Source organism: Permianibacter fluminis (genome assembly GCF_013179735.1).
GTDB classification, from domain to species: domain Bacteria; phylum Pseudomonadota; class Gammaproteobacteria; order Enterobacterales; family Permianibacteraceae; genus Permianibacter; species Permianibacter fluminis.
Genome location: NZ_JABMEG010000002.1, coordinates 25,552 through 48,169, shown reverse-complemented (window position 1 = coordinate 48,169; position 22,618 = coordinate 25,552). Strand labels below are relative to the sequence as shown.

At 59.0% G+C, this 22,618-nt stretch carries 30 protein-coding genes and 1 pseudogene; 4 read left to right on the top strand and 27 right to left on the bottom strand.

The window, feature by feature from the left end:
- Positions 1–96 precede the first annotated feature (96 nt).
- Positions 97–1,497 (top strand): sigma-54-dependent transcriptional regulator, encoded by a 1,401-nt coding sequence (locus HPT27_RS15585; protein ID WP_172245516.1) that lies wholly within the window; start codon positions 97–99, stop codon positions 1,495–1,497.
- A complete protein-coding gene (locus tag HPT27_RS15580) occupies positions 1,494–3,029 on the top strand; it encodes a sensor histidine kinase (protein WP_172245515.1) in 1,536 nt (511 codons plus the stop codon). Before HPT27_RS15585 ends, HPT27_RS15580 begins: the two co-directional genes overlap by 4 nt.
- A 143-nt stretch (positions 3,030–3,172) precedes the next feature.
- On the opposite strand, the gene HPT27_RS15575 is transcribed toward HPT27_RS15580, so the two are convergent.
- On the bottom strand, positions 3,173–4,531 hold the full coding sequence (locus HPT27_RS15575; RefSeq protein WP_172245514.1) for an MFS transporter: 1,359 nt from the start codon (positions 4,529–4,531) through the stop codon (positions 3,173–3,175).
- A gap of 147 nt (positions 4,532–4,678) precedes the next feature.
- Between HPT27_RS15575 and uvrA the strand changes: the two genes are divergently transcribed.
- The gene (uvrA, locus tag HPT27_RS15570; RefSeq protein WP_172245512.1) at positions 4,679–7,543 is read left to right on the top strand and encodes an excinuclease ABC subunit UvrA; all 2,865 of its coding nucleotides are present in this window, start codon (positions 4,679–4,681) and stop codon (positions 7,541–7,543) included.
- Positions 7,544–7,920: 377 nt separating this feature from the next.
- Entirely contained in the window at positions 7,921–8,352 is a 432-nt protein-coding gene (locus HPT27_RS15565; protein ID WP_172245511.1) for a hypothetical protein, read from the top strand.
- A gap of 154 nt (positions 8,353–8,506) precedes the next feature.
- On the opposite strand, the gene HPT27_RS15560 is transcribed toward HPT27_RS15565, so the two are convergent.
- The 26 genes and pseudogenes from HPT27_RS15560 to rplB form a co-directional block, all read right to left on the bottom strand.
- The gene (locus tag HPT27_RS15560) at positions 8,507–8,869 is read right to left on the bottom strand and encodes a VanZ family protein (RefSeq protein ID WP_172245510.1); all 363 of its coding nucleotides are present in this window, start codon (positions 8,867–8,869) and stop codon (positions 8,507–8,509) included.
- 68 nt (positions 8,870–8,937) lie between these two features.
- A complete protein-coding gene (locus tag HPT27_RS15555) occupies positions 8,938–10,668 on the bottom strand; it encodes a carbamoyltransferase family protein (RefSeq protein ID WP_172245509.1) in 1,731 nt (576 codons plus the stop codon).
- A gap of 147 nt (positions 10,669–10,815) precedes the next feature.
- The gene (gene rplQ, locus HPT27_RS15550; RefSeq protein WP_172245508.1) at positions 10,816–11,217 is read right to left on the bottom strand and encodes a 50S ribosomal protein L17; all 402 of its coding nucleotides are present in this window, start codon (positions 11,215–11,217) and stop codon (positions 10,816–10,818) included.
- A 47-nt stretch (positions 11,218–11,264) separates the two neighbouring features.
- The gene (locus HPT27_RS15545; RefSeq protein WP_172245507.1) at positions 11,265–12,257 is read right to left on the bottom strand and encodes a DNA-directed RNA polymerase subunit alpha; all 993 of its coding nucleotides are present in this window, start codon (positions 12,255–12,257) and stop codon (positions 11,265–11,267) included.
- Between the two features lie 63 nt (positions 12,258–12,320).
- Positions 12,321–12,947 carry a 30S ribosomal protein S4 gene (gene rpsD / locus HPT27_RS15540; protein ID WP_172245506.1) on the bottom strand — a complete coding sequence of 209 codons (627 nt, stop codon included), beginning with the start codon at positions 12,945–12,947 and terminating at the stop codon, positions 12,321–12,323.
- A gap of 35 nt (positions 12,948–12,982) precedes the next feature.
- Positions 12,983–13,378: a 30S ribosomal protein S11 gene (gene rpsK / locus HPT27_RS15535; RefSeq protein WP_172245505.1), complete on the bottom strand. Its 396-nt coding sequence runs from the start codon at positions 13,376–13,378 to the stop codon at positions 12,983–12,985.
- 24 nt (positions 13,379–13,402) lie between these two features.
- Positions 13,403–13,759 (bottom strand): 30S ribosomal protein S13, encoded by a 357-nt coding sequence (rpsM, locus tag HPT27_RS15530; RefSeq protein WP_172245504.1) that lies wholly within the window; start codon positions 13,757–13,759, stop codon positions 13,403–13,405.
- A 95-nt stretch (positions 13,760–13,854) separates the two neighbouring features.
- On the bottom strand, positions 13,855–13,968 hold the full coding sequence (rpmJ, locus tag HPT27_RS15525) for a 50S ribosomal protein L36 (RefSeq protein ID WP_172245502.1): 114 nt from the start codon (positions 13,966–13,968) through the stop codon (positions 13,855–13,857).
- 59 nt (positions 13,969–14,027) lie between these two features.
- Complete coding sequence (gene secY, locus HPT27_RS15520; RefSeq protein WP_172245500.1) at positions 14,028–15,377, bottom strand: preprotein translocase subunit SecY; 1,350 nt, start codon at positions 15,375–15,377, stop codon at positions 14,028–14,030.
- Positions 15,377–15,826 carry a 50S ribosomal protein L15 gene (gene rplO, locus HPT27_RS15515; protein WP_172245498.1) on the bottom strand — a complete coding sequence of 150 codons (450 nt, stop codon included), beginning with the start codon at positions 15,824–15,826 and terminating at the stop codon, positions 15,377–15,379. Before rplO ends, secY begins: the two co-directional genes overlap by 1 nt.
- 3 nt (positions 15,827–15,829) lie before the next feature.
- Complete coding sequence (gene rpmD / locus HPT27_RS15510; protein WP_172245496.1) at positions 15,830–16,009, bottom strand: 50S ribosomal protein L30; 180 nt, start codon at positions 16,007–16,009, stop codon at positions 15,830–15,832.
- A 5-nt stretch (positions 16,010–16,014) separates the two neighbouring features.
- Positions 16,015–16,521, bottom strand: coding sequence for a 30S ribosomal protein S5 (gene rpsE, locus HPT27_RS15505; RefSeq protein ID WP_172246375.1), 507 nt, complete (start codon positions 16,519–16,521; stop codon positions 16,015–16,017).
- 16 nt (positions 16,522–16,537) lie between these two features.
- Complete coding sequence (gene rplR / locus HPT27_RS15500; RefSeq protein WP_172245494.1) at positions 16,538–16,891, bottom strand: 50S ribosomal protein L18; 354 nt, start codon at positions 16,889–16,891, stop codon at positions 16,538–16,540.
- A 9-nt stretch (positions 16,892–16,900) separates the two neighbouring features.
- Complete coding sequence (gene rplF, locus HPT27_RS15495) at positions 16,901–17,434, bottom strand: 50S ribosomal protein L6 (RefSeq protein ID WP_172245492.1); 534 nt, start codon at positions 17,432–17,434, stop codon at positions 16,901–16,903.
- A 12-nt stretch (positions 17,435–17,446) separates the two neighbouring features.
- Positions 17,447–17,842, bottom strand: a complete 396-nt coding sequence (gene rpsH / locus HPT27_RS15490) for a 30S ribosomal protein S8 (protein ID WP_172245490.1) — start codon at positions 17,840–17,842, stop codon at positions 17,447–17,449.
- A 22-nt stretch (positions 17,843–17,864) separates the two neighbouring features.
- The gene (gene rpsN / locus HPT27_RS15485) at positions 17,865–18,170 is read right to left on the bottom strand and encodes a 30S ribosomal protein S14 (protein ID WP_172245488.1); all 306 of its coding nucleotides are present in this window, start codon (positions 18,168–18,170) and stop codon (positions 17,865–17,867) included.
- Between the two features lie 13 nt (positions 18,171–18,183).
- A complete protein-coding gene (gene rplE, locus HPT27_RS15480) occupies positions 18,184–18,723 on the bottom strand; it encodes a 50S ribosomal protein L5 (RefSeq protein WP_172245487.1) in 540 nt (179 codons plus the stop codon).
- A gap of 12 nt (positions 18,724–18,735) precedes the next feature.
- Complete coding sequence (gene rplX, locus HPT27_RS15475; RefSeq protein WP_172245486.1) at positions 18,736–19,047, bottom strand: 50S ribosomal protein L24; 312 nt, start codon at positions 19,045–19,047, stop codon at positions 18,736–18,738.
- Positions 19,048–19,058: 11 nt separating this feature from the next.
- A complete protein-coding gene (gene rplN, locus HPT27_RS15470; RefSeq protein ID WP_172245485.1) occupies positions 19,059–19,427 on the bottom strand; it encodes a 50S ribosomal protein L14 in 369 nt (122 codons plus the stop codon).
- 15 nt (positions 19,428–19,442) lie between these two features.
- Positions 19,443–19,700: a 30S ribosomal protein S17 gene (gene rpsQ, locus HPT27_RS15465; protein WP_172245484.1), complete on the bottom strand. Its 258-nt coding sequence runs from the start codon at positions 19,698–19,700 to the stop codon at positions 19,443–19,445.
- The gene (rpmC, locus tag HPT27_RS15460; protein WP_172245483.1) at positions 19,700–19,891 is read right to left on the bottom strand and encodes a 50S ribosomal protein L29; all 192 of its coding nucleotides are present in this window, start codon (positions 19,889–19,891) and stop codon (positions 19,700–19,702) included. The genes rpsQ and rpmC overlap by 1 nt, the downstream gene beginning before the upstream one ends.
- Complete coding sequence (rplP, locus tag HPT27_RS15455; RefSeq protein WP_172245482.1) at positions 19,891–20,304, bottom strand: 50S ribosomal protein L16; 414 nt, start codon at positions 20,302–20,304, stop codon at positions 19,891–19,893. Before rplP ends, rpmC begins: the two co-directional genes overlap by 1 nt.
- Before the next feature lie 129 nt (positions 20,305–20,433).
- Positions 20,434–21,132 (bottom strand): annotated as a pseudogene (gene rpsC, locus HPT27_RS15450) (30S ribosomal protein S3); the annotation flags it as partial.
- On the bottom strand, positions 21,132–21,476 hold the full coding sequence (rplV, locus tag HPT27_RS15445) for a 50S ribosomal protein L22 (RefSeq protein WP_172245480.1): 345 nt from the start codon (positions 21,474–21,476) through the stop codon (positions 21,132–21,134). The gene rplV and the pseudogene rpsC, both read right to left, overlap by 1 nt.
- A gap of 11 nt (positions 21,477–21,487) precedes the next feature.
- Complete coding sequence (gene rpsS / locus HPT27_RS15440) at positions 21,488–21,766, bottom strand: 30S ribosomal protein S19 (RefSeq protein WP_172245479.1); 279 nt, start codon at positions 21,764–21,766, stop codon at positions 21,488–21,490.
- A gap of 15 nt (positions 21,767–21,781) precedes the next feature.
- Entirely contained in the window at positions 21,782–22,606 is an 825-nt protein-coding gene (rplB, locus tag HPT27_RS15435) for a 50S ribosomal protein L2 (protein ID WP_172245477.1), read from the bottom strand.
- Positions 22,607–22,618: the final 12 nt, after the last annotated feature.

The following is a 22,618-nucleotide window of genomic DNA, read 5'->3' as shown; positions in this document are numbered from 1 at the left end:
GTGCCAATTGCTGGAATATCCGGTGGCCGGAATTGCTGCCGTGATCAGAAACGGTAACGCATCGGGCGCTCGGCGCCCGATTTCTTTGGAATACGCATGACTGCCACGATCCTGATAGCCGATGACGACAGCAGTGTATTGAGCGCACTGCGCCTGCAGCTGAAAGCGGCCGGCTATCGCTGCGACACCGTCAGCACGCCCGCCGAGGCATTGGCCGCGCTGAAAAAATCCGATTACGCCTTGCTGTTGATGGATCTGAATTACGATCGTGACACCACATCCGGCAATGAAGGCATGGCGTTGATCCGCGCCGTGCGCGCGCTGGATACCGATCTGCCGATTGTCGCCATGACCGGTTGGGGCACCATCGACATTGCGGTCAGCGCGATGCGCAGTGGCGCCAATGACTTCATTGAAAAGCCGTGGGACAACACCCGGCTGAACACCATCATCCACAACCTGATTCAGCTCGGTAGCGAGCGCCGCGGCAGCGCCCGGCTGAGCCAGGAAAACGCGCTGCTGAAACAGGCCGCCCAGCACGACAGCTGGCTCGGACAATCGGCGCCGATGCAGCAGCTGATGAAGAAAGCCGCCAGTGTGGCCGGCACCGACATCAATATTTTGTTGACCGGCGAAAACGGCACCGGCAAAAGTCAGTTGGCGCAGTGGCTGCATCAGCATTCGGCCCGCCATGCCCGCAGCCTGGTCAATGTCAACATGGGTGCGATACCGGAAAATTTGTTTGAAAGCGAATTGTTCGGTCATCAAAAAGGCGCCTTCACCGATGCCAAGGAAACCCGGCTCGGTCGCTTCGAGCTGGCCGATGGTGGCACCCTGTTTCTCGATGAAGTCGGCAACCTGCCGTTACCGCAGCAGGCCAAGTTGCTGCGCGTGCTGGAGAGCGGCCAATTTGAGAAAGTGGGCAGCAGTCGCAGTCAGCATGTCGATGTCCGCATCATTGCGGCGACCAACGCCGATTTGCCGGCGCTGGTGCGCGATGGCAAGTTTCGCCAGGACTTGTTGTATCGGCTGAACGGCATTGAGCTGCACGTGCCGGCACTGCGTGAGCGCGACAGCGACATCGATCTGCTGGCGGATCATTTCTGTCAGCTTTACGCCAACAAGTATCAGCGCGACCAGCTCACGCTTGCCACCGACGCCCGTGCTGCGCTGCGCGAACATTATTGGCCGGGCAACGTCCGCGAATTGCGCCATTGTCTGGAACGCGCAGTGCTGCTGGCACGCGGCCAGCAAATCCAGCGCAGCGATTTGGCGCTGCCGGAACCGGCAGGCCACGGCCACGTAAACGCGGCAGCCACTGGCGCTGCCGCCGCAACCGCCGCACCGGACTGGTCCGGTTTGACGCTGGACGAAGTGGAAAGGCAGCTGCTGACCGCCGCACTGAAAAAACACGATGGCAATGCCATGGCCGCCGCCAAGGCCCTAGGGCTGAGCCGTTCGGCGTTTTATCGCCGGCTGGAAAAATTTCAGCTGTGAAAGCGCTCGCCGCGTTGCAATCGCGCTGGTTTTCGGCGCTGGAAACCCGGCTGGCATTGCTGGTGCTAGCCGCCGGTGCGCCAGCGGTTGCTGCACTGTGTTGGCTGCTGTGGTCGCAGCCACTGCTGTCGCTGCATCCGCGTTTGCTGCTGACGGTACTGGTGACCTTGCTCTGGCTCGGCAGTGCCTGGGTGTTACGGCAACGGCTGGCGAACCAATGGCGCATGCTGAGCAATCTGGTTGAGGCGGTGCGGCTGGGCGATTTCAGTTTGCGCGGCCGGGTTCAAGGCGATGCCGGCGGTTACGGCGAGCTGGTGCAGGAAATCAACAGCCTGGCGCGGCGTCTGCGCGATCAGCGGCTGCGCACAGAAGAAACCCAGCGCCTGCTCGACAAAGTGATCCGCGATATCGATGTCGCCATTTTGGCGTTTGATCCGCAGCAGCGGCTGACCCTGGCCAATCCCGCGGCGTGCCAGCTGCTCGGCGCCGACTGGCCCGCGCTGCAGCAACGCCCGGCGAGCGAATTGGGTGTGCTGCCCTTGCTGGCGGAAGCAGGCCAGCGAGTAATGGATCATGAGTTCGCTGGCGCCACTGGCATCTGGCGCGTGCAGTCGGAAATTTTCATGGAACAGGGCCAGCCGCAGCAACTGCTGTTTGTCACCGATTTGAAGCGGGTGCTGCGCGCCGAAGAGCTGAATGCCTGGAAACGGTTGATCCGGGTGCTGAGCCATGAAGTGAACAACTCGTTGGCACCGATCGCGTCGGTCAGCGCCAGCCTGCAAAGTTTGTTGGCCGCTACGTCGAGCACCGCGCCCGCAACGTCAGATAGCGCCACCAATGCGTTCAGCAAAGCAAGCGCATCACGTGCAGCAGACTTTTCCACTACAGCAGATTCTTCCGTTACAGCAGACGCTTCCGGTGTAGCCGATACGTCCTTTGCAATCGATACGTCCCATGAAAAAGCAATGGCAAGCAGCGGCGACGCGCTCGCCTCGCTCCGTGACGATTTGCAGGAAGGTCTACAGGTGATACACCTGCGCGCGCAAAGCCTGACGGAATTCATTCGCCGCTACGCGGATCTGGCCCGGTTGCCACCACCCAACAAGCGCCCGATAAGTGTCCGGGACTTGCTGGCCCGGCTACCGGCGCTGCTGCCGGAAACTCCGCTGCAGATGCAGTTGCCGGAACCGGCGGTAACGCTGTTTGCCGACCCGGTGCAACTGGAACAACTGCTGATCAATTTGCTGAAAAATGCCCGCGAAGCCATGGCGGCTGCCCCGGCGCCGATCGAACTGCTGGCCGATGTCGACCGCCAGCAGTTGCGTTTGCAAATTCGTGATCACGGCCCCGGCCTTGGCAACAGCGCTAACCTGTTTGTGCCGTTTTATTCGACCAAGGCGGGCGGTTCTGGCATTGGCTTGGTGCTGAGTCGGCAGATCGCCGAGGCCCATGACGGTACGCTGCAATTGCGCAATCGAAACGATGGGCCGGGCTGCATCGCTGAAGTGCGGTTGCCGCTGAGCCTGTTGTGAATAGCTTGTTGTGAATAGCGTGTCGTAAATAGGCTGTTGTGAAAGGCAAATCACAACTGGCCAATCCGTAAACGTCAGTCAGATGACGCCGCGAAGAGGGTTGCTCGTGCTTATGTCACCGAGGCCGCTCGGTGACGTTTCCGTCAGGACGGCCGCGCCGTCAATTCTTTCAGTTCGCGCTCGCTGAGCCGACGCGCGTCATAGCGCAGCTCGACGGTTTGTTGCTCGGGCCGCAGGATCACGTCAATCACACCATCCAGCGCCTGCATGCGCGTTGCCAGTTCGGCCAGGCTCTCTTCAGGCGCGCGCAACTGCAGCGCCTGCCAATGCGGCAACGGTTGTTGCCAGATGGCGATCAGGCACCAGAGCAAGGCGGCGGCACCGGCCAGCGCCAGCACCATGCCGGCACCGGCGTGTTGCAGCACGATGCCGCCGAACGCGCCACCGACAAACGCACCGAGAAATTGCGCGCTGGCGTAAAACCCCATCGCGGTTCCTTTGTGACCGGCCGGGACAATGCGCGACAGCCAGGACGGCAATGACGCTTCCAGCCAGTTGAACGCCAGAAAATACAGCGCCAGACCGGCGACCAGCACCGGCAGTGACGGCAGCGCGAGCATGGCCAGCGCGATTGCCATCAGCAGCACGCAACCGAGCAGAATCGGTTTGTGCCAGCTGCGTTTTTCGGCGAGCCGCAGCAGCGGCGCCATCAACAGCGCACCGGCTATCAACACGGGCAAATAGATATGGGCATGGTCGGCCCGGCCAATGCCAAACCCGATCAGTTTCTGCGGCACCACCATGAACATTGCCGTCATGACAAAGTGCAGCACGAAGATGCCAACGGCCAGACGCGGCAGATCGCCCGCGCGCAGCAGCGGCCATAGCGTCGCCCAGCGAGCTTGGCCGTCGCCGGCAGCGACCGCCGTCTGCGCCGTCGGCAACGCGGTGTGGGTGATCAACAGGCCGATCAGCGCCAACCCGACAGTCGCCCAGAACACGGCTGCAAGGCCGCCGAGACTCGCCAGCAGCGGCCCGCCAAGAAACGCCAGGATGAAGGCGGCACCGATGGTCATGCCAATGATTGCCATGACCTTGCTGCGCCGGCGTTCGTCAGTCAGGTCGGCAGCCAGCGCCATCACCGCACTGGAGACAGCTCCGGCGCCTTGAATGGCGCGGCCGACAATGACCCCGTAAATGGAGTCCGACAGCGCGGCGACCAGCGCGCCCAGTGCGAACAACAGCAAGCCGAGGGTGATCACCCGGCGCCGGCCCCACGTATCGGACAGCCGGCCGAGCGGAATCTGGAAACAGGCCTGCGAGAAACCGTAAATCCCGACGGCCAGCCCGGCCAGGGTTGGGGTATACCCGTGCAGGCTGGCGCCATAGGTGGTCATGACCGGCAGCAACATGAAAAGGCCGAGCATGCGGAACGCAATGATCGCGGCGAGCGTAAACGCGGCGCGACGTTCCACTGCTGTCAGACGGGTGTCAGGAGTCATACCGAATCTACATGCATTTACGGATAAACTAGGAACCGGGCGCGGATTCAACCGGGCCGCTATAGTACCAGCTTTTGCTGCGCCGCCCCGGCGCGGCGTTTCCCCACCCACGCCTTTCCACATAGGCTTCCGGCAGAACCGATACGCATGGACAAGATCCTGATTCGTGGTGCCCGCACCCACAATCTCAAGAATATTGATTTGGATTTGCCGCGCGACAAATTGATTGTGATCACCGGCCTGTCCGGTTCCGGCAAATCCTCACTGGCATTTGACACGCTCTATGCCGAAGGCCAGCGCCGCTATGTCGAATCGCTGTCCGCTTACGCCCGGCAGTTTTTGAGCCTGATGGAAAAGCCGGATGTCGATCACATCGAAGGCCTGTCGCCGGCGATTTCGATTGAACAGAAATCGACCTCGCACAACCCGCGTTCGACCGTCGGCACCGTCACCGAGATTTACGATTACCTGCGTCTGCTTTATGCCCGCGTCGGCGAACCGCACTGCCCGACCCACGGCATCAAGCTTGATGCCCAAACCGTCTCGCAAATGGTCGATCGCATTCTGGAGCTACCGGAAGACAGCAAGCTGATGCTGCTGGCGCCGGTGATACAGGATCGCAAAGGCGAACACCTCGGCCTGATGGTCGAGCTGCGCGGCAAAGGTTTTGTCCGTGCCCGCATCAATGGTCAGGTGGTCGAGCTCGCGGATGCACCCAAACTGGATGCCCGCAGCAAACACACCATCGAAGTCGTGATCGACCGGTTCAAGGTCCGGGCCGATCAAGCGCAGCGGCTCGCCGAATCCATAGAAACCGGTTTGAAGCTGGCCGACGGCCTGCTGAAAGTCGCGTTCATGGAAGAAGGTAACGACAAGAGCAAACGCGAAGAGCTGCTGTTCTCGGCCAAGCACGCCTGCCCGCAGTGTGGCTTTGCCCTGTCGGAGCTGGAACCGAAAATCTTTTCGTTCAACAGTCCGGCCGGCGCCTGCCAGACCTGCGACGGTTTGGGCATTCACTCCTTCTTTGATCCCAAGCGCATCGTTGCCGATGCCGACAAGACCTTGTCCGAAGGCGCAATCCGCGGCTGGGACAAGCGTAACGTGTTTTATTTTCACATGCTGCGCAGTCTGGCCAAGCACTACAACTTTGACCTCGATACCCCGTTCAACAAGCTGAGCAAGAAAGCGCAGGACGTGGTGCTGTACGGCAGCGGCCGTGAAGTGATCGACTTTCATTACTTCAATGATCGCGGCGACACGGTCGTGCGCCGGCATCCGTTTGAAGGCATCGTCGCCAACTTCGAGCGCCGCTACAAAGAAACCGAATCGCAGCAGATCCGCGATGAACTGTCGCGCTTCATGACCACCCGGCCCTGCCCGGATTGCGGCGGCTCCCGGCTCAACGAGGCCGCGCGCAACGTCAAAATCAAAAAACTGAGCCTGCCGGAATCGGCAGCAATGTCGATCTCGCAGTGCAAGGAGTTCTTCGACAACCTGAAGCTGACCGGTCAACGCGGCAAGATCGCCAGCAAGATTCTGCAGGAGATTTCCGCCCGGCTCGGTTTTCTGGTCAACGTCGGTTTGGAATACCTGACGTTGGATCGCAGCGCCGAAACCCTGTCCGGCGGCGAAGCGCAGCGGATTCGCTTGGCCTCGCAGATTGGCGCGGGCCTGGTCGGCGTCATGTATATCCTCGATGAACCGTCGATTGGCCTGCACCAGCGCGACAACGAGCGGCTGCTGAAAACGCTGACCTATCTGCGCGACATCGGCAACACCGTAATCGTGGTTGAGCACGATGAAGATGCCATCCGTAGCGCCGACCATATCGTCGATATCGGCCCCGGTGCCGGCGTCCACGGCGGTGAAGTGGTCGTTTCCGGTAGCTATGAAAAGATTTGCGCGGCCAAGGATTCACTGACCGGCAAGTACTTGTCTGGAAAACTGGAAGTCGCCATCCCGAAAAAGCGAACCCCGGCCGACCCCGAGCGCAAGCTGACGCTGTACGGCGCCAGCGGCAACAACCTGCAGAAAGTGAATCTGGAAATTCCGGTCGGTCTGTTCACCTGCGTGACCGGTGTCTCCGGCTCCGGTAAATCGACGTTGATCAATGACACGCTGTACCGCATTGCCGCGATTGAACTGAACGGTGCCGAAGCTGACCAACCGGCGCCATATGACGGCATTGAAGGCATGGAGCTGTTCGACAAAGTGGTCGATGTCGATCAAAGCCCGATTGGCCGCACGCCGCGCTCGAACCCGGCCACCTACACCGGCCTGTTCACACCGATCCGTGAATTGTTCTCGGAAACCAAAGAAGCGCGCGCCCGTGGTTACGGCCCCGGCCGATTCTCGTTCAACGTCAAGGGCGGTCGCTGTGAAGCCTGCGAAGGCGATGGCGTGCTGCGGGTGGAAATGCACTTTCTGCCCGACATCTACGTGCCCTGCGACGAATGCAAAGGCAAACGCTACAACCGCGAAACGCTTGGCGTCGGTTACAAAGGCAAAAACATTTCCGAAGTGCTGGCCATGACCGTCGAAGACGCCCGCGCCTTCTTCGATGCCGTGCCGTCCATTGCCAAGAAACTGCAAACGCTGGTCGATGTCGGCCTGTCCTACATCACGCTCGGCCAAGCCGCGACCACGCTGTCCGGCGGTGAAGCGCAGCGGGTCAAGCTGGCAAAAGAACTCGCCCGCCGCGACACCGGCAACACGCTCTACATTCTCGACGAGCCCACCACCGGCCTGCACTTCCACGACGTCAAACAGCTATTGAAAGTACTGCATGAGCTGCGTGATCACGGCAACACCATCGTCGTGATCGAACACAACCTGGACGTGATAAAAACCGCCGACTGGCTGATCGACCTCGGCCCGGAAGGCGGCAACGGCGGCGGCCGCATCATCGCAGCCGGCACGCCAGAGGACGTCGCCAAAAGCAAAGTCTCGCACACGGCGCGTTTTCTGAAGCCGCTGCTGGAGCGCGGCAATAGCAGCAGCAAGAAGAAGTAAAATCGGGTTGCTGGTTGGTTGAAAAGGAAAAGCTGCTCAGCGGCCTTTACTTTTTCATATCAGTGGTGATTGGTTCATCGTCCGAACCACGGCAGCCACAGGTTTAATTGACCGGTGACTGCCGGCCACCCAAACTAACTGGCCGGGGCAGCCATGGCTCTGGGTGGCAGCTTCCGGCCAGAGGAGGACTTTCCGATTTCTGCCGAAAGTCTTCGTTGAAGGTCAGTTGTAGGTTGGGCTAAGGACAGCGAGGCCCAAGACCGTTTCTCGCGCTGATGCTAAATTGTTGAGCTAATCAGCCCAACCTACCGAGCTGGGACTTTGCTACGCGTCGCAATGCCTCTTAGCTCGGGATTAGCATTTTTTCGGAGCCGCTATTGAATCCATCGGAATTTGAAGGTCGACTAAATTTGATCATCCCCTCTGATGATGCATTTCACATCGACGCTCTGGCGGCGTTTGTTGAAGAAGCGGGTGATGTGCGCAGTCACCCCCAAACCGCATCTGCCATATTTGAGTATATGGAACGCTATTCAACTAACGATCTTGGAAGTCCCGGACCTTTGGTTCACTTTCTAGAGAAGGCGTTCCCGAGCTATACCCCGCAACTCGTTGCATCGATTCGACGTCGCCCAGTCTTCTACACGCTCTGGATGGCGAATCGCATCCTCAATGCAAAGATAGATGTCAATACACGGAAATTACTGACCGAAGCGCTCAAGGTCGCCAGCAGTCACCCAGAGGCCTCTGATAGAGAAAGGCAACAAGCAATTGAGTTTCTCGCTTTGCATGCCCAGTCGATGGGCTAGCCATTCCCTCCCGTCAGACGATAGCAAACGTAGCCAGGATGAAATGCAATGGAATCCGGGGATGTTCTCAGCGATCCCGGATTTCGCTGCGCTGCATCCGGGCTACATTGGCTCCAAGTCCGCAATCGCTTGATTGGGCCGTCTTAATATCACGCTAGCAAATGTTTGCCGCCCTGCGTCGAGCGAACCACTGAATTGCCTGAACCAACGCGGTTGCCAGCAGCACGCCGCTGACATTCGCGACCATGTCCAGCCAATCGAACGAGCGGTTGGGCACCATGAGTTGCAGCACTTCCAGCAACGCACCGAACGCGGCCAGCGCGGGCACCAAGAGCCAAACTCGCCGGGCATAGGCGAAGCCGCCGAGAAAGGCCAGGCCGCCGTGGCCAAGCAGGTGCAGCAGTTTGTCGTTGCTGCCGATGGGCGGCAGCGAATCGCCCGGCGTTAACGAACCGATGGCAACGGTGGCGCAGGCAAGCCAGAACAGCGTTTTTTGCAGGGTGTTGGACCAGCGCATTTTTATTCCTTGCTTTCAGCACACAAAAAGAAACCCGCAGTTGCGGGTTTCTTTTTGTGTCACTGTGTTCAGACTTTGGTGACCAGTACGTCTTCCATCACCAGGTACTGCAGCTCGGAACCGAAGAACATGTTCAGCGCATCGGTCGGTGAGCAGACCATGGGTTCGCCACGGCGGTTCAGTGAGGTGTTGAGGATCACTGGCACACCGCGCAGTTTTTCCAGCTGCTCAATCAGCGCGTAGTAGCGCGGGTTGGTGTCCTTGCTGACCACTTGGGCGCGCGCGGTACCGTCCACGTGCACGACTTCCGGAATCTTGTCTTTCCATTTGTCAGCGACCTTGAAGGCAAAGGTCATGTACGGCGCCGGGTGTTCGGTTTGCAAAATGTCTTTTGCCGCCCGGTCGAGCATGGACGGACAGAACGGGCGCCAGCGTTCGCGGTACTTGATCTGCAGATTGATCTGCTCGGCGATGCCCGGGTGCGACGGATCGCCGAGAATCGAGCGGCAGCCGAGCGCGCGCGGACCGAACTCCATGCGGCCCTGGAACCAGGCAACCGGATTGCCTTGCGCCAGAATTTCCGCAGTCTTCTCGATCGCGTTCGGCAGCACGGTGAATTTCGGCTTGGACGGATGCGCCTCGCAGGCTTTGACGCATTCTTCGGTGCTGAATTTCGGGCCGAGGTAAACATGCTTCAGCGGCTCAACTTGATCACCGAGTTCATGCGCCACAAATGAGGCCGCGCCGATGGCGGTGCCGGCATCGGAAGCGGCCGGTTGCACGAACAGCTCTTTGACGTTCGGCATTTCGATCAAACGCTGATTCAGTTTGACGTTGAGCGCAACGCCGCCGGCAAACACCAGCTTGCCGGTTTCGCGCAGGATGTCGCCGAGATAATGTTCGACCAGCTTCAGCGTGACATCTTCCAGCAGCTGCTGCATGGCCGCAGCGTAGTCGATGTAAGGGTCGTCAATTTCGTCGCCATGGCGCGGCTTGCCGAGCCATTCGATCAGCTTCGGCGAGAAGTAATAGCCGGTGCCCTTCTCATCTTTGTAGCGACGCAGGCCAATGGTGTTGACCAGCGTGGTATCGACTTTCAGATCTTTGCCGTCGCAGTAAATCAGCCGCGAGAAATCAAAACGCTTGGGGTTGCCGTACGGCGCCATGCCCATGACTTTGAATTCGCCATCGAGCATTTCAAAACCGAGGAACTGGGTCAGCGCGCCGTAAACGCCACCGATGGAATCCGGATCGTAGAATTCCTTGATCTTGTGGATCTTGCCGTTTTCGCCGTAGCCGAAAAACGTGGTGGCGTACTCGCCTTTGCCATCGATGCCGAGAATCGCGGTTTTTTCTTTGAAACCGGACAGGTGATAAGCCGAGCTGGCGTGAGCCAGATGGTGCTCGACGCTGACGAACTTGGCCGCCGGATTGGGAATGCCGAGCTGCTGGCACATGTCGATGACGCCGTCGCGGTTGCGGCGGAAATGGCGGTTGCCGTTGAGCAGGCCATCGAGCGCGCGGTCCGGCGCATACCAGTAACGCTTGGCGTAATGCCAGCGCGCCGGGCTGCCAAACAGGCCGACTTCATCAAACGGGAAGGCAATGCGGTCGACTTGCTCTGGCTTGATGCCGGCAAAGTCGAGGCAGAATTTGGCGGCTTGCAGCGGCCATTTTTGCTTGGCGTGCTTGTCGCGGATAAAGCGTTCTTCTTCCGCTGCGGCAACCAGTTTGCCGTCGATGTACAGCGCTGCCGAAGGGTCATGGCGCAGGGCGCCGGACAGTCCGAGCACGATCATGGTTCTGCTCTCAGTGGGGGCCGTGAGGTGGCCGACAGATTACGAAGTTCCGCCGGCCGGCGCCAGCGCGGCGACGGCGGCAGGGAACGCGGGACCAGAATGCAAAAAGCCGCTCGAAAGCGGCTCTTTGCGACCAGCACGGAACGATTACTCGCCCTGCGCTTCGACTTCTACCGGCTCGACATCAACAGCCGGACGGTCAACCAGCTCGACAATCGCCATCGGCGCTTTGTCGCCAGTGCGGAAGCCGGCATGCAGAATGCGCATGTAGCCGCCCGGGCGCTTTTCATAGCGCTTGCCGAGTTCAGCAAACAGCTTCTGCACCGTTTCTTTCGAACGGGTGCGGTCAAACGCCAGACGGCGGTTGGCATGGCTGTCCTGCTTGGCCAAGGTGATCAGCGGCTCGATAACGCGACGCAGCTCTTTGGCTTTCGGCAGGGTGGTACGGATAACTTCGTGCTCGACCAGCGAGTTGGCCATGTTGCGGAACATGGCGCTGCGGTGAGCGCTGGTGCGCGAAAACGCGCGGCCGCTGCAAAGGTGACGCATGGGACTTTCCTTCTAATCTCGCTGGCCTTATGGCCGTATCAAACTGTTCAGTTCTGCTCGCTGAGCAAGCTGGCCGGCGGCCAGTTTTCCAGACGCATACCGAGCGACAAACCGTGCGCAGCCAGCACGTCTTTGATTTCGGTGAGCGACTTCTTGCCCAAATTCGGAGTCTTGAGCAGCTCCACTTCGGTGCGTTGAACCAGATCACCGATGTAGTGAATGTTTTCGGTCTTCAGGCAGTTAGCCGAACGAACCGTCAGCTCCAGATCATCGACCGGACGCAGCAGGATCGGATCAAACGCCGGCTCGGACTTCTTGGTCTCGACCGTACGCTCATCCTTCAGCTCGACGAAGGCGGCCAGTTGCTGCTGCAGAATGGTGGCAGCGCGACGGATCGCTTCTTCCGGCTGAATCGTGCCGTTGGTTTCCAGATCGATAATCAGCTTGTCGAGGTCGGTGCGCTGCTCAACACGAGCGGCTTCGACCACGTAAGCGACACGACGGACCGGGCTGAACGAAGCATCCAGCAACAGGCGACCGATCGGACGCTCGTTTTCTTCAACCAAGCGGCGGTTGCTGGCCGGCTGATAGCCAAGGCCGCGTGCCAGCTTGATGGTCATGCTCAACCGACCGCCTTTGGTCAGGTGGGCGATGACGTGATCCGGGTTCAGGATCTTGACGCCGTTGACCAGTTGTAGGTCGGCCGCCTTGACCACGCCTTCACCGCTCTTTTGCAGGGTGACGGTGGCTTCGTCGCGATCTTCCAGCAACACTGCCAAACCTTTCAGGTTCAACAGGATTTCAATGACATCTTCCTGCACGCCTTCCAGCGTGGAGTACTCGTGCAGTACGCCGTCGATCTCGGCTTCGACGGCGGCACAACCCGGCATCGAAGACAGCAGGATGCGACGCAGCGCATTGCCCAGCGTGTGGCCGAAGCCACGCTCGAACGGCTCGAGAACAATCCGGGCGCTCGCGCTGCCCTGGGTCTCGATCTTGATCTGGCGCGGTCTCAGCAATTCGGTCACGTTGCCGTGCATGGTTCAGGCGTCTCCTAAGACTGTTTTCGCGCTCGGTAAACGCGGGTTTACCGAGGGCAAGGATTACTTGGAGTACAGTTCGACGATCAGCGCTTCGTTGATCTCGGACGACAGATCCGAACGCTCAGGCACCGCTTTGAAAGTGGCGACCATTTTGCCTTCGTCGACTTCGACCCAATGCGCTTTTTCACGTTGACCGGACAGCTCCAGAGCGGCCTTGATGCGCAGCTGGCCTTTGGCCTTCTCACGCACTTCAACGGTATCGCCCGGCTGAATCTGGTAGCTCGGGAAGTTCACGACCCGGCCATTGACCGCGATCGAACGGTGCGACACCAGCTGACGGGCTTCGGCGCGGGTAGCACCAAAACCAGCACGGTAGACAACGTTGTCAAGACGGCTTTCCAGCAGTTGCAACAGGGCTTCGCCAGTGTTGCCTTTGCCAGCCGAAGCTTGCTTGTAATAGTTGCTGAACTGACGCTCCAGGATGCCGTAAATACGACGGACCTTTTGCTTTTCGCGCAGCTGAACGCCGTAGTCGGACAGACGCTGAGCTTTCTCACCGTGCTGGCCGGGCTTCTTGTTCAGACGATCGCGGCATTTGCTTTCGATCGCGCGGACGCCGCTCTTGAGACCAAGATCGGTACCTTCGCGACGCGACAGTTTAACTTTCGGGCCGATATAACGAGCCATAATTCTCTACTCCGAGATTCTTTGCGCTGAAACGCTTACACGCGACGCTTTTTCGGCGGACGGCAGCCGTTATGCGGAATCGGGGTCACGTCAGTGATATTGGTAATCTTGTAACCCACTGCGTTCAACGCGCGCACAGCGGACTCACGACCCGGGCCAGGGCCCTTGACGAACACTTCGAGGTTCTTCAGGCCGTATTCCTTGGCGGCAGTACCCGCCTTTTCCGCCGCGACTTGAGCCGCAAACGGCGTGCTCTTACGCGAACCGCGGAAGCCTGAACCACCAGCAGTGGCCCAGCTCAGGGTGTTACCCTGGCGATCAGTGATCGTCACAATCGTGTTGTTGAACGACGCATGGATATGAGCCATGCCATCGACAACGTGCTTTTTAACGCGCTTGCGCGCGGTGCGAGCAGCAGGTGCTTTACCCATCGTATTAATCCCGGGATGTCAAACTTAGACTTTAATCGGCTTGCGCGGGCCCTTGCGGGTGCGAGCATTGGTCTTGGTGCGCTGACCGCGGAGCGGCAGGCCCTTGCGGTGACGAATGCCACGGTAGCAACCGAGGTCCATCAAACGCTTGATGCTCATGGACACTTCCCGGCGCAGGTCACCCTCGACCGTGAACTTGGCCACTTCGGTACGCAGCGACTCAACCTGGCCTTCATTGAGCTCCTTGACCTTGAGGGTCGGGGCAATGCCAGCCGAGGCGCAGATGCTTTGCGCACGGGTGCGACCGATACCATAAATGGCAGTCAGTGCGATCACCGTGTGCTTGTTGACCGGGATGTTGACGCCGGCAATACGAGCCATGGAATAAAACTCCTAACCTGAGTTGGCTGGCAGAAGGGCGCGGGATTTTAGCCGCGCTCCTGCCAGATTGCAACTTTTCTAACCAAATCGAAGGCTTAGCCCTGACGCTGCTTGTGCTTGGCGGTCTCGCAGACCACCCGGACCACGCCATCACGGCGGACGATCTTGCACTTGCGGCAGATAGCCTTTACCGATGCACGAACTTTCATCTTGGCACTCCTCGAAACTCTACTTTCACCGATACTCGGCGTGTACCACAGTTCCAGTCTTATTGGGTCACACGCCCAGCCGGACCGATACCGCGGAAATTCGCTTTCTTCAGCAGTGATTCGTACTGCTGCGACATCAGATGCGCCTGCACCTGGGCCATGAAGTCCATGACCACGACCACGATAATCAGCAGGGAGGTGCCGCCAAAATAGAAAGGCACGTTCCAGATCTGAATCATCGCTTGCGGCAGCAGGCAGACGGCGGTCATGTACAGGGCGCCAACCAGGGTCAACCGGGTCACGACCTTGTCAATGTACCGGGCAGTCTGCTCACCAGGCCGAATGGCCGGCAAAAACGCCCCGCTCTTCTTCAAGTTCTCGGCGATATCGCGTGGGTTAAACACGATGGCCGTATAGAAGAAGCTGAAAAACACAATACCAACCGCATACAGAATCAGGTACAGCGGCTGACCCGGGCTCAGCGATGCAGCAACATCCTGCAGGAAGCTGGTCACCATGCCGTCACCCTTGCCACCGAACCACTGCACAATCGTGGCCGGGAACAGGATGATGGACGAGGCGAAAATCGCCGGAATCACACCCGCCATGTTGATCTTCAGCGGCAGATGGCTCTGCTGGGCCTGGAACAACTTGCGACCCTGTTGACGCTTGGCGTAATTCACCACGAGCCGGCGTTGGCCACGCTCGATGAAAATCACCACTGCCGTTACCGCTACCACAATCGTGACCAGCACGATCAGGGACACCGGTGACAACTCGCCCTGGCGGACGTTTTCAAACGTCTGACCCAGCGCGGTCGGCATACCAGCAACGATACCGGCGAAAATCAGCATCGAGATACCGTTACCGATACCGCGTTCGTTGATTTGTTCACCCAGCCACATCAGGAACATCGTACCGGTAACCAAGCTGACGACCGCGCCAAAATAGAACGCGAAGCCAGGGTTCGGAACGAGGCCCGGGGCAAAGTGCGGGAAGTTCAGCGCAATCGACGTCGCCTGGAAAGTCGCCAACAGTACCGTGCCATAACGGGTGTACTGCATCAGCTTGCGCCGACCGGCTTCACCTTCCTTCTTCAACGCTTTCAACGGCTCGTACACAAAGCCCATCACCTGAATGATGATCGAGGCCGAGATGTACGGCATGATGCCCAGTGCGAACACGGATGCTCGCGACAAGGCACCACCGGAAAACATGTTGAAGAACTCCAGCAGCGTACCTTTCTGTTGCTGCATCAAGGCAGCCAGCACACTGCTGTCGACGCCTGGCACCGGCACATAAGCGCCGACACGAAAGACGATCAGCGCACCCACCAGAAACAGGATGCGCTTACGCAGTTCGGTCAGGCCGCCGCTGAGCTTGTTAGCCATGCCGCCGACGTTCGCCATTACTGAGCAACCTCAGCGTCTTCAACCTTGCCGCCAGCAGCGACGATGGCATTGCGAGCACCTTCGGTCACACGAACACCTTTGACGGTGACAGCGCGCGAAATCGCACCCGACAACACAATCTTGGCCGAGTCGGAATCAATCGCGATGACATTGGCCGCTTTCAGGCTGACCAGATCAATCGTGTTGCCCGGGACCAGCGCCAGCTCGCTCAAACGCACTTCCGCGTGCTTGAGCTTCTTCAGCGAGACGAAGCCGAACTTCGGCAAACGACGCGCCATCGGCATCTGACCGCCTTCGAAGCCGATCATGTGCTGCGGGCTCTTACGAGCGTGCTGGCCTTTGTGGCCCTTGCCCGAAGTCTTACCGTCGGTCGAGCCAATGCCGCGACCCAGACGCTTCGGCTTCTTCTTGCTGCCGAAGGCCGGGGAAATATCGTTAAGGCGCATGGATTACTCCTCGACCTTCACCATGTAATAGACCTGATTGATCATGCCGCGTACTGCCGGCGTGTCGATCAGTTCAACCGTTTGATGCATCCGCTTCAGGCCGAGGCCGAGCATCGTCGCGCGATGCTTGGGCAGCTTGTGAAATTGCGAACGCACTTGCGTAACTTTGATCGTTTTAGCCATGGCGATTAACCCAGAATCTGTTCAACAGTCTTGCCGCGCTTGGCCGCAATGGCTTCAGCAGAAGACATTTCGGTCAGCGCCCGCACAGTGGCGCGCACGACGTTGACGGAGTTGGTTGAACCGTAGCTCTTGGCCAGAACGTTTTTGACGCCCAGCACTTCGAACACGGCGCGCATCGCACCACCGGCGATGATGCCGGTACCTTGCGAGGCCGGCTGCATGAACACAGTCGAAGCGCCATGGGCGGCTTTGACCGGATGCTGCAGCGTGTGACCGTCTTTCAGTTCAACACGGACCATGTTGCGCTTGGCTTGCTCCATCGCTTTCGCGATGGCAGCCGGGACTTCACGGGCCTTGCCGCGGCCATAGCCGATACGGCCCTGGCCATCGCCAACCACGGTCAGCGCGGTGAACGAGAAAATCCGACCACCTTTGACAACCTTGGCAACGCGGTTAACGGCAACCAGTTTCTCGACCATACCGTCGGCGCTGGTTTGTTGCTGCTCTTTCATAGCCATCTTCAAACCCTTAGAACTGGAGGCCTTTGGCACGAGCGGCGTCCGCCAATGCCTTGACCCGACCGTGATACTGGAAGCCGGAGCGATCGAACGCGACCGTAGTCACGCCCTTGGCCAGCGCCCGCTCGGCGATCAGTTCGCCAATCTTGCTTGCCGCTTCGACATTGCCGGTGTATTTGACCGCGCCACGAACTGCCTCTTCGACAGTCGATGCTGCGCAGACGACCTGACCGGTTTCGCCGGAGATCAGCTGGGCATAGATATGACGCGGGGTACGATGCACCACCAGCCGGTTGGCACCCAGGTCGGCAATGCGACGACGAGTGGCAGCGGCGCGACGGAGACGAGTTACTTTCTTGTCCATATCTACACCTTACTTCTTCTTGGCTTCTTTCAGCACTACGACTTCGTTGTCGTAGCGCACGCCTTTGCCTTGATACGGCTCCGGCGGACGGAAACCACGGATGTTAGCGGCGGCTTGGCCGACCATTTGCTTGTCCGTACCGGCGACCAAAATTTCGGTCTGGGTCGGGCAGGTCACAGTCAGACCGTCCGGAATCTCAAACACCACCGGGTGCGAGAAACCGAGCGTCAGGTTCAGGTTTTTGCCTTGAACCGCCGCACGGAAACCCACGCCAACCAGGTTCAGCTTGCGCGTGAAACCTTGGCTGACACCAGTGACCAGGTTGTTCACCAGCGCCCGAGCCGTACCGGCTTGCACATTGGCTTTTTCAAAACCAGCGCGCGGGGCAAACGTGATGACATTGCCTTCAACTTTCACTTCCACGGCGTCGTGCAGCGTATGGCTCAGCGAGCCCTTCGCGCCTTTGACCGTGACGACATTTGCCTTCACCGACAGCTCTACGCCCTTCGGGAGTTCAATCGGCTTCTTACCGACACGCGACATCTTCGCTACTCCTTAAGCTACGTAGGCCAGCACTTCACCGCCGTGACCGGCAGCGCGTGCGGCGCGATCGCTCATCACACCCTTGGAGGTGGAGACAATCGCGATGCCGAGGCCACCCAGTACTTTGGGCAGATCCGACAAGCTCTTGTACACGCGCAGGCCAGGACGCGAAACGCGGTCCAGACGCACGATAACCGGCTTGCCTTCGAAATATTTCAGGCTGATGGTCAGCGTGTTCTTGCCGTCCACCGAACTCTGTTCCATACCCGCCACATAGCCTTCATCCAGCAGCACTTTCGCGATTGCTGTCTTCAGCTTGGAACCAGGCATGGTCACCACTTTTTTGCCGGCTGATTGCGCATTGCGGACGCGCGTCAGCATATCGGCGATGGGATCTTGCATGCTCATCGTCTAAAACTCCGCGCCAACCTTACCAGCTGGCCTTGGTGAGACCAGGAACTTCACCACGCATCGCCGCTTCACGCAGCTTGATACGGGAAAGACCGAACTTGCGCAGGAAGCCGTGCGGACGACCGGTGATGCTGCAGCGATTCTTTTGACGAGTCGCGGCGGAGTCACGCGGCAGCTTTTGCAGAGCTACCAAGGCAGCCCAGCGGTCTTCGTCAGAAGTAGCCGGGTTAACGATTGTGGCCTTCAGTTCCGCACGCTTGGTCGCGTACTTCTTGACCAGCGCAGCGCGACGCTTTTCGCGCTCAATCATCGAGGTTTTTGCCATTTGTCAAAGCCCCTTAATTGCGGAACGGGAACTGGAAGGCGGCCAGCAGAGCACGGCCTTCTTCGTCAGTTGCAGCAGTGGTGGTGATGGTGATGTCCATACCGCGCACAGCGTCAACCTTGTCGTAATCAATCTCGGGGAACATGATCTGTTCCTTGAGACCGAGCGAGTAGTTGCCACGGCCGTCAAACGACTTGCCACTGACACCACGGAAGTCACGAACGCGCGGCAGCGCAATCGAAACCAGACGCTCGAGGAATTCCCACATGCGCTCACCGCGCAGGGTCACCTTGCAGCCGATCGGCATGCCATCACGAAGTTTGAAGTTCGCGATCGACTTGCGGGCCTTGGTCATCACCGGCTTTTGCCCGGAGATGGCGGTCATATCGGCCACCGCGTTATCCAAAATTTTCTTGTCGCCGACCGCTTCACCAACACCCATGTTCAAGGTGATCTTGGTGATACGTGGGACTTGCATGACTGACTGGTAGCCAAACTTCTCTTGGAGCTGTTTGACGACGGTGTCACGATAATAGCCTTGCAGTTTCGCCATTTCTCTCACCGATTACACGTCAATCCGGGCGCCGTTCGATTTGAACACACGCACCTTCTTGTCGCCTTCAACTTTGTAACCGATACGATCGGCTTTGCCGGTCGCCGGATTGAAAATCGCCACATTCGACACGTGGATGGGAGCTTCCATTTCCACGATGCCGCCCGGCGCCTGAGTCAACGGATTCGGCTTCTGGTGCTTTTTGACTTTGTTCACGCCTTCGACGCGAATTTTTTCGCCAAGCACTGCGCTAACCTTGCCGCGCTGACCCTTGTCTTTGCCAGTCAGGACGATCACTTCATCGCCAGATTTGATCTTTGCCATTGTGGTCACCCTTACAGCACTTCCGGCGCCAGCGACACAATCTTCATGAACTGCTCAGTGCGCAGTTCGCGTGTCACGGGTCCGAAAATACGCGTACCTATCGGCTGCATTTGGTTATTCAGCAGCACGGCCGCGTTGGTATCAAAGCGGATCAGCGAGCCGTCCTGACGACGGACGCCATGCGCAGTGCGCACAACGACGGCGTTCAGTACTTCGCCTTTCTTGATCTTGGCGCGCGGAATTGCTTCCTTCACCGAGACCTTGATGACATCGCCGATGCCGGCATAGCGGCGCTTAGAGCCGCCCAGCACCTTGATGCACATCACTTTCTTGGCGCCGCTGTTGTCAGCGACGTCCAGGATGGTTTGCATCTGGATCATGGTTTACGTCCCGCCTTAGCTTGCGCGTTCAACGATTTCCACCAGCGTCCAGAACTTGGTCTTGGACAGCGGGCGGGTCTCTTGAATGCGGACGACATCGCCGGCACGGCATTCATTTTGTTCATCATGAACGTGCAGCTTGGTGGTGCGCTTCAAGTACTTGCCGTACTTGGGGTGCTGCACCTGGCGCTCCACGGCCACAGTGATGGACTTGTCCATCTTGTTGCTGACGACTTTGCCGACCAGCGTACGCTTGATAGCTTCTTCGCTCATTAGGCACCTGCCTTCTGCTTCAGCACGGTTTTAACCCGGGCAATATTGCGACGGACCACCTTGAGCAGGTGCGACTGCTTCAGTTGACCAGTCGTGGCCTGCATGCGCAGGTTGAACTGTTCACGCTGCAATGCAGTCAGCTCGGTGTTGAGCTCGGCTTCGCTCTTGTTCACAAATTCGTTCGCTTTCATCACATCACCGTCCGCGTCACGATCGTGGTCTTCAGCGGCAACTTGGCGGCTGCCAATTCGAAGGCCTCTTTGACCACTTCAAACGGAATGCCTTCCACTTCGTACAGCATCTTGCCCGGTTGGATGTTGGCCACCCAGTACTCGACGCTGCCCTTACCGCTACCCATACGCACTTCCAGCGGCTTCTGGGTGATCGGCTTGTCCGGGAAAATCCGGATGTAAATCCGACCGGCACGTTTCATGGCACGGGCCATGGCACGACGGGCGGCTTCAATCTGACGCGCAGTGAGGCGGCCACGGCTGGTTGCCTTGAGGCCGAATTCGCCGAAGCTGACTTTGTTACCGTTGGTGGCAACGCCAGTATTCCGGCCCTTCATCTGCTTGCGGAACTTGGTACGTTTCGGTTGCAACATGGCTTAAGTTCCTCAGCTCTTTTCGGCCTTGGGCGCGCCACGACCGGCTGGTTTGCCGTCGCGGCTGGCCGGCTTGCGATCACCAGCCGGCTTGCGATCACCGGCTTTGCGTTCGCCACCAGGACGACGCTCGCCAGCTTTACGCTTCGGCTGCTCTTCACGCTCACGGGCCGGAGCACCGGTTTCGACCGGACGGCCGTCACCCAGCACTTCGCCTTTGAAAATCCAGACCTTGACGCCGATCACACCGTAAGTGGTGTGAGCTTCGCCGGTCGCATAGTCGATGTCGGCGCGCAGGGTGTGCAGCGGCACACGGCCTTCGCGGTACCACTCGGTACGGGCGATTTCAGCGCCACCCAGACGACCGGCAACCATGATCTTGATGCCCTTGGCGCCGGCACGCAGTGCGTTCTGCACCGCACGCTTCATGGCGCGACGGAACATGACACGGCGTTCGAGCTGTTGGGCAACCGAATCGGCAACCAGCTTGGCATCCATTTCCGGCTTGCGGACTTGTTCGATGTTCAGCGTGGTCGGCATGCCGCTCAAGGCCGAAACCTTGGCGCGCAGCTTGTCGATGTCTTCGCCTTTCTTGCCAATCACGATGCCCGGACGAGCAGTGTGAATGGTGACCTTCATGGTCTTGGCCGGACGCTCGATGTCGATACGCGAAATCTGCGCCTGCGCCAACTCTTTGTTCAACCAGGTGCGAACCTGATGATCGGCGGCCAAATACTTGGCAAATTCTTTCCGCTCGGCGAACCAGGTCGAGCGCCACGGTTGGGTGATTCCGAGACGGATACCAACCGGATTAACTTTCTGACCCATTACTTGCTCCCCCGGCGATCCGAGACCTTCACCAGAATGTGGCAGGTGCGCTTGACGATGCGATCACCACGGCCTTTGGCGCGCGGGCTCATCCGCTTGAAGCTCGGACCTTCGTCAACCATCACCGCCGACACGCGCAGTGCGTCAATGTCAGCACCATCATTGTGTTCGGCGTTGGCAATGGCCGATTCCAGCACTTTCTTCACCAGGCCGGCGGCCTTGCGCTCGCTGTAAGCGAGAACATTCAGGGCCTTGTCAACGGACAGGCCGCGGATTTGATCCGCTACCAGGCGCACTTTCTGCGCCGAGCTGCGGGCACCGCGATGAATGGCTTGCGTTTCCATCACTCAACCCCTTACTTCTTGCCGGCTTTCTTGTCCGCAGCGTGACCCTTGAACGTACGGGTCGGCGCGAACTCGCCAAGTTTGTGACCGACCATTTCGTCGGAGACATACACCGGCACGTGCAGCTTGCCGTTATGTACCGCAATGGTCAGGCCAACCATTTCCGGGCTGACCATCGAGCGACGCGACCAAGTCTTGATCGGGCGCTTCTCGCCTTTGGCAACCGCTGCTTCGACCTTCTTCAACAGATGCAGGTCAATGAACGGGCCTTTTTTCAGTGAACGTGGCACAGGAATACCCTCACATTACTTGCCGCGACGGCGCACGATGAACTTGTCGGTGCGCTTGTTCTTGCGCGTCTTCTTGCCCTTGGTCTTCCAACCCCACGGCGACGTCGGGTGACGACCACCGGAGCTGCGACCTTCACCACCACCCATCGGGTGGTCGACCGGGTTCATGGCGACGCCGCGAACGGTCGGGCGAATACCGAGCCAACGCTTGGCACCGGCTTTACCGAAGCTCTCGAGCATGTGCTCGGAGTTACCGACTTCACCAACGGTGGCACGGCATTCGGTGTGGATCTTGCGCATTTCACCCGAGCGCAGACGCACGGTGCAGTACTCGCCTTCACGGGCGACCAATTGCACAGCGGCGCCAGCCGAACGCGCCAACTGCGCGCCCTTGCCCGGCTTCATTTCAATGCAGTGAATCGTCAGACCGACCGGAATGTTGCGCAGCGGCAGGGTGTTACCGGCCTTGATCGGCGCAGCATCACCGTTCTGCAGCACATCACCCACTTGCAGACCTTTCGGCGCAATGATGTAGCGGCGCTCGCCATCGGCGTAGCACAGCAGGGCAATGTGAGCGGTGCGGTTCGGGTCGTATTCGATCCGTTCAACTTTCGCCGGAATACCGTCCTTGTTGCGCTTGAAGTCAACCAGGCGGTAATGCTGACGATGACCACCACCGATGTGACGGGTGGTGATGTGACCGTTGTTGTTACGGCCACCGGTTTTGTTCTTGCGTTCGACGAGAGCTTCAACCGGACCGCCTTTGTACAGGCCGTCGGTCTTCACCTTCACTACGAAACGGCGACCCGGGGAGGTCGGCTTCATCTTGATAAGTGCCATTGTCGCTACCCC

Excerpts from the sequence above, each read along its gene's own strand:
- rplF (WP_172245492.1), bottom strand. The coding sequence starts at position 17,434 with ATGTCGCGTGTCGGTAAGAAGCCGATTGAACTCCCGAAGGGCGTAGAG.
- rpsQ (WP_172245484.1), bottom strand. The coding sequence starts at position 19,700 with ATGAGCGAAGAAGCTATCAAGCGTACGCTGGTCGGCAAAGTCGTCAGC.
- rpmD (WP_172245496.1), bottom strand. The coding sequence starts at position 16,009 with ATGGCTAAAACGATCAAAGTTACGCAAGTGCGTTCGCAATTTCACAAG.
- rplV (WP_172245480.1), bottom strand. The coding sequence starts at position 21,476 with ATGGAAACGCAAGCCATTCATCGCGGTGCCCGCAGCTCGGCGCAGAAA.
- rplB (WP_172245477.1), bottom strand. The coding sequence starts at position 22,606 with ATGGCACTTATCAAGATGAAGCCGACCTCCCCGGGTCGCCGTTTCGTA.
- HPT27_RS15585 (WP_172245516.1), top strand. The coding sequence starts at position 97 with ATGACTGCCACGATCCTGATAGCCGATGACGACAGCAGTGTATTGAGC.
- rpsN (WP_172245488.1), bottom strand. The coding sequence starts at position 18,170 with ATGGCAAAAACCTCGATGATTGAGCGCGAAAAGCGTCGCGCTGCGCTG.
- rpsK (WP_172245505.1), bottom strand. The coding sequence starts at position 13,378 with ATGGGTAAAGCACCTGCTGCTCGCACCGCGCGCAAGCGCGTTAAAAAG.
- rpsD (WP_172245506.1), bottom strand. The coding sequence starts at position 12,947 with ATGGCTCGTTATATCGGCCCGAAAGTTAAACTGTCGCGTCGCGAAGGT.
- rplX (WP_172245486.1), bottom strand. The coding sequence starts at position 19,047 with ATGGCAAAGATCAAATCTGGCGATGAAGTGATCGTCCTGACTGGCAAA.
- HPT27_RS15545 (WP_172245507.1), bottom strand. The coding sequence starts at position 12,257 with ATGCACGGCAACGTGACCGAATTGCTGAGACCGCGCCAGATCAAGATC.
- rpmC (WP_172245483.1), bottom strand. The coding sequence starts at position 19,891 with ATGAAAGCGAACGAATTTGTGAACAAGAGCGAAGCCGAGCTCAACACC.
- rplP (WP_172245482.1), bottom strand. The coding sequence starts at position 20,304 with ATGTTGCAACCGAAACGTACCAAGTTCCGCAAGCAGATGAAGGGCCGG.
- rpsH (WP_172245490.1), bottom strand. The coding sequence starts at position 17,842 with ATGAGCATGCAAGATCCCATCGCCGATATGCTGACGCGCGTCCGCAAT.
- secY (WP_172245500.1), bottom strand. The coding sequence starts at position 15,377 with ATGGCGAACGTCGGCGGCATGGCTAACAAGCTCAGCGGCGGCCTGACC.
- HPT27_RS15555 (WP_172245509.1), bottom strand. The coding sequence starts at position 10,668 with ATGATCGTGCTCGGACTGTCCGGCGCCCTGCGCCATGACCCTTCGGCA.
- rplQ (WP_172245508.1), bottom strand. The coding sequence starts at position 11,217 with ATGCGTCACCTTTGCAGCGGCCGCGCGTTTTCGCGCACCAGCGCTCAC.
- rpsM (WP_172245504.1), bottom strand. The coding sequence starts at position 13,759 with ATGGCTCGTATTGCCGGCGTCAACATCCCGGTCAACAAGCACACGGTG.
- HPT27_RS15575 (WP_172245514.1), bottom strand. The coding sequence starts at position 4,531 with ATGACTCCTGACACCCGTCTGACAGCAGTGGAACGTCGCGCCGCGTTT.
- uvrA (WP_172245512.1), top strand. The coding sequence starts at position 4,679 with ATGGACAAGATCCTGATTCGTGGTGCCCGCACCCACAATCTCAAGAAT.
- rpmJ (WP_172245502.1), bottom strand. The coding sequence starts at position 13,968 with ATGAAAGTTCGTGCATCGGTAAAGGCTATCTGCCGCAAGTGCAAGATC.
- rplN (WP_172245485.1), bottom strand. The coding sequence starts at position 19,427 with ATGATCCAGATGCAAACCATCCTGGACGTCGCTGACAACAGCGGCGCC.
- rplR (WP_172245494.1), bottom strand. The coding sequence starts at position 16,891 with ATGGACAAGAAAGTAACTCGTCTCCGTCGCGCCGCTGCCACTCGTCGT.
- HPT27_RS15560 (WP_172245510.1), bottom strand. The coding sequence starts at position 8,869 with ATGCGCTGGTCCAACACCCTGCAAAAAACGCTGTTCTGGCTTGCCTGC.
- rplO (WP_172245498.1), bottom strand. The coding sequence starts at position 15,826 with ATGCGCCTTAACGATATTTCCCCGGCCTTCGGCAGCAAGAAGAAGCCG.
- rpsE (WP_172246375.1), bottom strand. The coding sequence starts at position 16,521 with ATGAAAGAGCAGCAACAAACCAGCGCCGACGGTATGGTCGAGAAACTG.
- rplE (WP_172245487.1), bottom strand. The coding sequence starts at position 18,723 with ATGGCGAAACTGCAAGGCTATTATCGTGACACCGTCGTCAAACAGCTC.